This is a genomic window from Gordonia sp. OPL2, from assembly GCF_003797825.1.
GTDB lineage: Bacteria > Actinomycetota > Actinomycetes > Mycobacteriales > Mycobacteriaceae > Gordonia.
Map to the genome: position 1 here is coordinate 1 of NZ_RKME01000069.1, position 474 is coordinate 474.

The window sequence follows — 474 nt, forward strand, 5'->3', positions numbered from 1 at the left end:
GCTTGAAACCGTCGCGCTCGGCGACCACGCGCACCGCACCGAAGCTGTCGTTGAGGGTGTGCTCGTACGGCAGATGGCGGTTGGCCACCACGTACAGGCGCCCGCCCGGGCGCAGCGCCTGCGCGGCCACGGCGATGAAGCGCTGGCCGATGTCCGGGCGGTCGGCACGCGACGGCGTGTGGAACGGCGGGGTGCTGATGATGACGTCGTAGCCCGGCTCGATGCCGGCGGTGACGTCGCGCCACAGGAAGCGCAGCGGCAGCGCGCGCGGCGGCGGCGCCAGGTTCAGTTCGGCCAGGGCCAGCGCACGCTGCTCGGCCTCGTACAGGTCCAGCGCGGTGATCTTCGGGCAGCGTTCCAGCAGCTCGCGCGAGAGATAGCCGTAGCCTGCGCCAAGGTCGGCGGCGCGGCCGGCCAGGTCGGCCGGCAGGTGCTCGGCCAGCAGCGCCGATGCCGGATCGATGCGGTCCCAGG

Annotated in this window: 1 protein-coding gene; it reads right to left on the reverse strand. The window is 73.2% G+C overall.

What is annotated here, in order from left to right; genetic code table 11:
* On the reverse strand, nucleotides 1-474 hold a 474-nt coding region (locus tag EEB19_RS26305; RefSeq protein WP_187590279.1), incomplete at both ends, for a class I SAM-dependent methyltransferase.